Below are 6,749 nucleotides of genomic sequence, written 5' to 3'. Positions count from 1 at the left end.
GCTGCGCGGGGTACGGGGCGGGGGCCGGGACCGGCGCCGCCATCGGCTGCGGGAACTGCTGCGGCGCCTGCTGCGGGAACTGGGCCGGGACCGGCTGCGGAACCGGCGCGGGGATCTGCTGGGGAGCCTGCTGAGGGATCTGCTGCGGCATCTGCTGAGGTGCCGCGGCCTGGGCGGCCACCGGCATCGGGGTGCCCGCGCCCATGGACTGGCCCGCCATGGCCTGGGCGGCGAGCCCCGGCATGCCCGCCCCGTTCGTCGCGCCGACGAGCCGGTCCACCGCCGCCGTACCCGAGCTGTAGCCGGTCCCAGTGGCGAGCTCGGGCACGGCGGCTCCCCTCCTGGTCCCGTAGAGCACCTGTTCCAGGCCGGTGACCAGGCGACGCACGTCGACCTGGGGGCGCACCACGAGACGCAGGAAGCGGCTGGACGAGCCGACCTTGTTGCCGCACTCGCGCACCAGGATCCGGTGCTCGGTGAGCATCCGGTCGCGGACCACGGTGCCCTCGGCGCCGACGGGAAGGCGCACGAAGAGGAAGTTGCCCTGCGAGGGGTAGACCGTCAGACCGGGCAGCGTGGCGAGCTGGCCGGCCATGTCCAGACGGTCGCGGCGCACCTGCTGAAGGCTCTGCTGGTACTCGGTACCGTGCTCCTTCAGCATGAACACCACGTGCTCGGCGAAGGAGTTGAGGTTCCACTTGGGCAGCATGGAGCGGACCTTGCCGGCCAGCGACGGGTTGGCGACCAGATAGCCGAAGCGGATGCCGTGCAGGCCGAAGTTCTTGCCCAGGCTGCGCAGGACGACGACGTTCGGACGCAGCATCGCCTCCTGGACGACGCTGGGTTCCACCTCCGCGTCCGCGAACTCCAGGAACGACTCGTCGATGACGACCAGGTCCAGATCGGCCATCGCGTCCATGAACTGCACCAGCTGCTGCTTGTGCAGGAAGCCGCCGTCGGGGTTGTTCGGGTTGCAGATCACCGCGACCCGGGTGCCCCGCTTGCGGATGAAATCGGCGTACTGCGCGAGGTCCAGGACGAACCCGTTGGACTCCTGGAGCGGGAACATGTCGACGCGCTTGCCGGTCTCCATCGGCTGGTCGGTCCAGCGGCCGAAGGTGGGGACGGGGATGGCGAGGGACTCGCGGACCAGCAGGTGGTCGATCCAGGTGATGAGTTCGGTGGAGCCGTTGCCCATGGCCACGCACTGCGGGGGCAGCTGGAGCAGGTTGCACAGCTCGCCGGTGATCGTGTCGGCGCTGCTCGGGTAGTACGTGATGATGTCCCGCAGCCGGGCGGCCATCTCGTCGAACATCGCGGGCGTGGGGAAGTACGGGTTGCAGGGTATGCAGAAGTCCACGGGCCCCGATCCGTCACCCTCCCGCGTCAGCGCCGCCATCGACGGACTGTGCGCCGCTGTGCTGCGGAACAACGAGGTGACGTTGTCGGCCATGGATCCTCCATATGGGGCGGGCCCGGCGGGGACGTCCGGGCCCGTCGTCATTGGGTGGCCCGCGCGGGGGAGCACGGGCCGCCCTTACATACGGATTCCTGGGAGGCGCTGTTCAACTCTGGTGAAAGAAGTGTGACTTCCTCCGGCCCGGTCTCACACGCCGAACGAATGGACCGTCGACGTCCGGTATGTCTGTCCCGGCCGCAGCACGGTCGACGGGAACGACGGCTTGTTCGGCGAGTCCGGGAAGTGCTGGGTCTCCAGGCAGAGCGCGTCGCCCTGGCGGTAGATGCGGCCGCCGGAGCCGACGAGGGTGCCGTCGAGGAAGTTGCCCGAGTAGAACTGGAGACCCGGCTCGGTGGTCGCGATGCTCAGCGAGCGGCCCGAGGACGGGTCGCGCAGGGTCGCGACGTGCACGGGCCGCGCGGTGACGCCCTTGTCGAGGACCCAGTTGTGGTCGATGCCCTTGCCGTACAGGAGCTGCTGGTGGGCGACGCGGATGTCGGCGCCGACCGCCTTCGTCCTGCGGAAGTCGAAGGGGGTGCCCGCGACCTTGGCCAGTTCGCCCGTGGGGATCAGCCCCGAGTCGACCGGCGTGTAGCGGGCGGCGGCGATGGACAGCTCGTGGTCGTAGATGGACCCGCTGCCCTCGCCGGCCAGGTTCCAGTACACATGGCTGGTGAGGTTGACGACGGTGGCCTTGCTGGTGGTGGCCTCGTAGTCGATGCGCCAGTCGCCGGACCGGGTGAGGGTGTAGGTGACCTTCGCCTTGAGCGTGCCCGGGTAGCCCATCTCGCCGTCGACGCTGGTGTAGTGCAGGTGCAGCCCGACGTCGGAGCCCTTCGTGAACGGTTCGACGTCCCAGACGCGCTTGTCGAAGCCCTTGGCGCCGCCGTGCAGGCTGTTCACGCCGTCGTTGACGCTGACCTGGTAGGCGGTGCCGTCGAGGGTGAACTGTCCCTTGCCGATGCGGTTGCCGTAGCGGCCAATCAGAGCGCCGAAGTACGGGCTCTTGGCGACGTAGTCCTCGATGTTGTCGAAGCCCAGCGAGACATTGCGGTGGCGGCCGTGCCGGTCGGGGATCTCCAGGGAGTTGACGATGCCGCCGTAGGACAGCACCTTGAGCCGGGTGCCGCCGTTCTCCAGCGACCAGCGGTGGACCTTGGTGCCGTCGGCGAGCGTGCCGAAGAGCTCCTTCACCGGCTTCCTGCCCCCCGAGGCGTGTGCGGTGCCCATGGCGGCGGCGGTGAGGCCCGCGGCCGCAGCTCCTGCGATGACCGTGCGTCTGCTCATGTCCATGTGCGGCTCCTGCAAATGGAGGGGCCCCACCTTTCGGGTGGGGCCCGGATGAGTTACGAACCGGACTTGCGCTTGTTCCACACGTCGAAGCCGACCGCCGCCAACAGGGCCAGGCCCTTGATGACCTGTTGCCAGTCGGTGCCGACACTGAGGAGGTTCATGCCGTTGTTCAGCACGCCGAGGACCAGACCACCGATGATCGCGCCGAGGACGGTGCCGACACCGCCGCTCATGGACGCGCCGCCGATGAACGACGAGGCGATGGCCTCCAGCTCGAAGTTCAGGCCGGCCTTCGGAGAGGCCGCGTTCAGGCGGGCGGCGACCACCAGACCCGCCAGGGCCGCGAGCATGCCCATGTTGAGGAAGACATAGAAGGTGACCTTCTTGTCCTTGACGCCGGACAGCTTCGCCGCCGGGAGGTTGCCGCCGATGGCGTAGATGTGGCGGCCGAAGACGGCGTTGCGCATCACGTAGCCGTAGCCGACGACCAGCACGCCGAGGATCAGCAGCACGATCGGCGCGCCCTTGTAGCTGGCGAGCAGCATCGTGACGGTGAGCACCGCGGCGACCAGCGCCACCAGCTTCAGCGCGAACAGCTTGGCCGGCAGCACGTCCAGGGTGAACTCCTGCTGGCGCTTGCGGTCGCGGACCTCCTGGAGGACCACGAAGACGATCACGGCGAGGCCGAGCAGCAGGGTGATGTTGTGGTAGTTGGTGGTCGGGCCGACCTCCGGCAGGAAGCCGTTGCCGACCTTCTGGAGGCCGTCCGGGAACGGGCCGAGGGTCTGCCCCTTGAGCAGGATCTCGGTCAGACCGCGGAAGAGCAGCATTCCGGCGAGGGTGACGATGAAGGACGGTATGCCGAGATAGGCGATCAGGAACCCCTGGATCGAGCCCGCCACGGCGCCCACCACCAGGCACAGCAGCAGGGCGAGCGGCCACGCCACCCGGTGTTCCACCATCAGTACGGCCGCGAACGAGCCCACGAACGCGGTCAGCGAGCCGACCGACAGGTCGATGTGGCCCGCGATGATCACCAGCATCATGCCGATCGCGAGGATCAGGATGTAGCTGTTCTGGAGGACCAGGTTGGAGACGTTGCGCGGCAGCAGCAGGTCGCCGTCGGTCCACACGGCGAAGAGGGCGACGATCAGGCCGAGCGCGATCAGCATGCCGTACTGGCGCATGTTGCGGCGCAGGCCGTCGATCATCAGCCGTACCAGGTTCTCCCCGGTCTCGCCGCCGCCCCTGCCCGGTGGTGCCTCGGCCGGGCTGTTGGTCACATCGGTGCTCATCGCGTTACCTCTTTGTCCTTCGTCATCTGACGCATCAGCACTTCCTGCGTGGCCTCGGCCCGCGAGAACTCACCGGTCAGCCGCCCGGCGGCCATGGTGTAGATGCGGTCGCACATGCCGAGCAGTTCGGGCAGCTCGGAGGAGATGAAGATGATCGCCTTGCCCTCGGCGGCCAGCTTGTCGATGACCGTGTAGATCTCGAACTTGGCGCCCACGTCGATGCCGCGGGTGGGTTCGTCCAGGATCAGCACGTCCGGACCCGCGAAGATCCACTTGCTGAGGACGACCTTCTGCTGGTTGCCGCCGGACAGCTTGCCGACCGGCTCGAAGACGGTCGGCGCCTTGATGTTCATCGACTTGCGGTAGCGCTCGGCGACCTGGCGCTCCTCGTGCTCGTCGACGATGCCCCGGTTGGCGACCTTGCCCAGGGCGGTCAGCGAGATGTTGCGGTTGATCGTGTCGATGAGGTTGAGACCGTAGTGCTTGCGGTCCTCGGTGACGTACGCGATGCCGTGCCCGACCGCCTCCGCGACGGTCCTGGTACGGATCTCCTTGCCGTCCTTGAGGACCGTGCCGCCCGCGTACCGGCCGTAGCTGCGCCCGAAGACGTTCATCGCGAGCTCGGTGCGGCCGGCGCCCATCAGGCCGGCGATGCCGACGATCTCCCCGCGCCGCACCTGGAGCGACACCGCGTCGGCCACCTTGCGCTGCTGGTCGATCGGGTGGTGCACGGTCCAGTCGCGGATCTCCAGCGCCGGGGCCGCACCCTCCTCGGGGTGGTGCGGGGTGCGCTCGGGGAAGCGGTGGTCGAGGTCCCGGCCGACCATGCCGCTGATGATCCGGTCCTCGGTCGTCTCCGCCGCCTTCACGTCGAGCGTCTCGATGGACCGCCCGTCGCGCAGGATCGTCACCGAGTCGGCGACCCGGCGGATCTCGTTCAGCTTGTGGGAGATGATGATCGAGGTGATGCCCTGGTTCTTCAGTTCCAGGATCAGGTCCAGGAGCTTGCCGCTGTCCTCGTCGTTCAGCGCCGCGGTCGGCTCGTCGAGGATGAGCAGCTTCACCTCCTTGGACAGCGCCTTCGCGATCTCCACGAGCTGCTGCTTGCCCACGCCGATGTCGGCGACGCGGGTCTCGGGGTGCTCGTCGAGGCCGACGCGGCGCAGCAGTTCGCTGGCGTGCCGCAGGGTCTCGTTCCAGTTCACGAACCCGCGCTTGGCGTGCTCGTTGCCGAGGAAGATGTTCTCCGCGATCGACAGGAACGGCACCAGCGCCAGTTCCTGATGGATGATCACGATGCCGTGCTGCTCGCTCGCCCGGATGTCCCGGAAGCGGCAGACGTCACCCTCGAAGAGGATCTCGCCCTCGTAACTCCCGTGCGGGTGGACGCCGGAGAGGACCTTCATCAGGGTCGACTTGCCGGCGCCGTTCTCCCCGCAGATGGCATGGACCTCGCCCTGGCGGACGGTCAGTGTGACGTCCGACAGCGCCTTGACGCCGGGAAAGGTCTTGACGATCGAGCGCATTTCCAGGACGGGTCCCGCCATGGTCGTGCCTTCCAATCCGTAGAAGTCGGTGGGACCGGTGGCTACTTGAGCTCGTCCGCCGTGTAGTAGCCGCCGTCCACCAGGACCGACTGGTAGTTGGTCTTGTCGACGCTCACCGGCTGGAGCAGGTAGGCGGGGATGACCTTCGCGCCGTTGTCGTAGGTCTTGGTGTCGTTGGTCTCCGGCTTCTTGCCGTTGAGGACCGCGTCCACCATGTTCGAGGCGACCTTGGCCAGTTCGCGGGTGTCCTTGTAGACGGTCTGCGTCTGCTCGCCCGCGATGATCGACTTCACCGAGGCCAGCTCGGCGTCCTGGCCGGTGAGGACCGGCAGCGGCTTGGCCTTGGAGCCGTAGTCGTCCGACTTCAGCGCCGACAGGATGCCGATGGAGATGCCGTCGTACGGCGAGAGGACCGCGTCGACCTTCTTGCTGGAGTACGACTTGGTGAGGATGTCGTCCATGCGCTTCTGGGCGGTGGCGCCGTCCCAGCGCAGGGTGGTGACCTGGGTGAGGCCGGTCTGGCCGGACTGGACGACGAGCTTCTTGCTGTCGATGTACGGCTGGAGCACGCTCATCGCGCCGTTGAAGAAGTACTTGGTGTTGTTGTCGTCGTTGGAGCCGGCGAACAGCTCGATGTTGAACGGGCCCTTGCCGCTCGCCAGACCGAGCTTGTCGACGATGTAGTTGGCCTGGAGCTCGCCGACCTTGGTGTTGTCGAAGGACGCGTAGTAGTCGACGTTCTTCGTGCCGAGGATCAGGCGGTCGTAGGCGATGACCGGGATGTGGGCGTCCGCGGCCTGCTGGAGCACGTTGTTCAGGGACTTGTTGTCGATGGCCGCGACGATCAGCGCCTTGACGCCCTGCGTGATCAGGTTCTCGATCTGCGAGACCTGCTGGTCGGGGTCGTCCTCGCCGTAGACCAGCTTGGTCTTGTAGCCCTTGGACTCCAGGTTCTTGACGACGTTGTTGCCGTCGGCGATCCAGCGCTCGGAGGACTTGGTCGGCATCGCGATGCCGATGGTCCCGCCCTTGCTGCTGCCCGTCTCCTCCTTGCTGCCGCCCGAGCCGCTCTGACCGCAGGCGGTGAGGGTGAGCGCGAGGGAGGCGGCTCCGGCTATGGCGGCGAGGGCGGCTCTGCGAGTACGCATGATCATC

The 6,749-nt window shown here is 67.5% G+C and carries 5 protein-coding genes; all 5 read right to left on the bottom strand.

The genetic code is table 11. The features are described 5' to 3' along the window. A partial coding sequence (locus FNH09_RS08865) for a pyridoxal phosphate-dependent aminotransferase (RefSeq protein ID WP_152886195.1) occupies window positions 1-1,453 on the bottom strand: 1,453 nt, incomplete at its 3' end. A 153-nt stretch (window positions 1,454-1,606) separates the two neighbouring features. Continuing rightward, entirely contained in the window at window positions 1,607-2,752 is a 1,146-nt protein-coding gene (locus FNH09_RS08860; RefSeq protein ID WP_152886194.1) for an aldose epimerase family protein, read from the bottom strand. A gap of 53 nt (window positions 2,753-2,805) precedes the next feature. Further along, window positions 2,806-4,047, bottom strand: coding sequence for a multiple monosaccharide ABC transporter permease (gene mmsB, locus FNH09_RS08855; RefSeq protein ID WP_152886193.1), 1,242 nt, complete (start codon window positions 4,045-4,047; stop codon window positions 2,806-2,808). Next, the gene (gene mmsA, locus FNH09_RS08850) at window positions 4,044-5,594 is read right to left on the bottom strand and encodes a multiple monosaccharide ABC transporter ATP-binding protein (protein ID WP_152886192.1); all 1,551 of its coding nucleotides are present in this window, start codon (window positions 5,592-5,594) and stop codon (window positions 4,044-4,046) included. Before mmsA ends, mmsB begins: the two co-directional genes overlap by 4 nt. Window positions 5,595-5,635: 41 nt before the next feature. Continuing rightward, window positions 5,636-6,742, bottom strand: a complete 1,107-nt coding sequence (chvE, locus tag FNH09_RS08845) for a multiple monosaccharide ABC transporter substrate-binding protein (protein WP_375981051.1) — start codon at window positions 6,740-6,742, stop codon at window positions 5,636-5,638. Between the last annotated feature and the right edge of the window lie 7 nt (window positions 6,743-6,749).

Source organism: Streptomyces adustus (assembly GCF_009377175.1).
Lineage (GTDB): Bacteria > Actinomycetota > Actinomycetes > Streptomycetales > Streptomycetaceae > Streptomyces > Streptomyces adustus.
The sequence above is the reverse complement of the archived record's forward strand: the minus strand, read 5'-3'. Positions and strand labels throughout refer to the sequence as shown.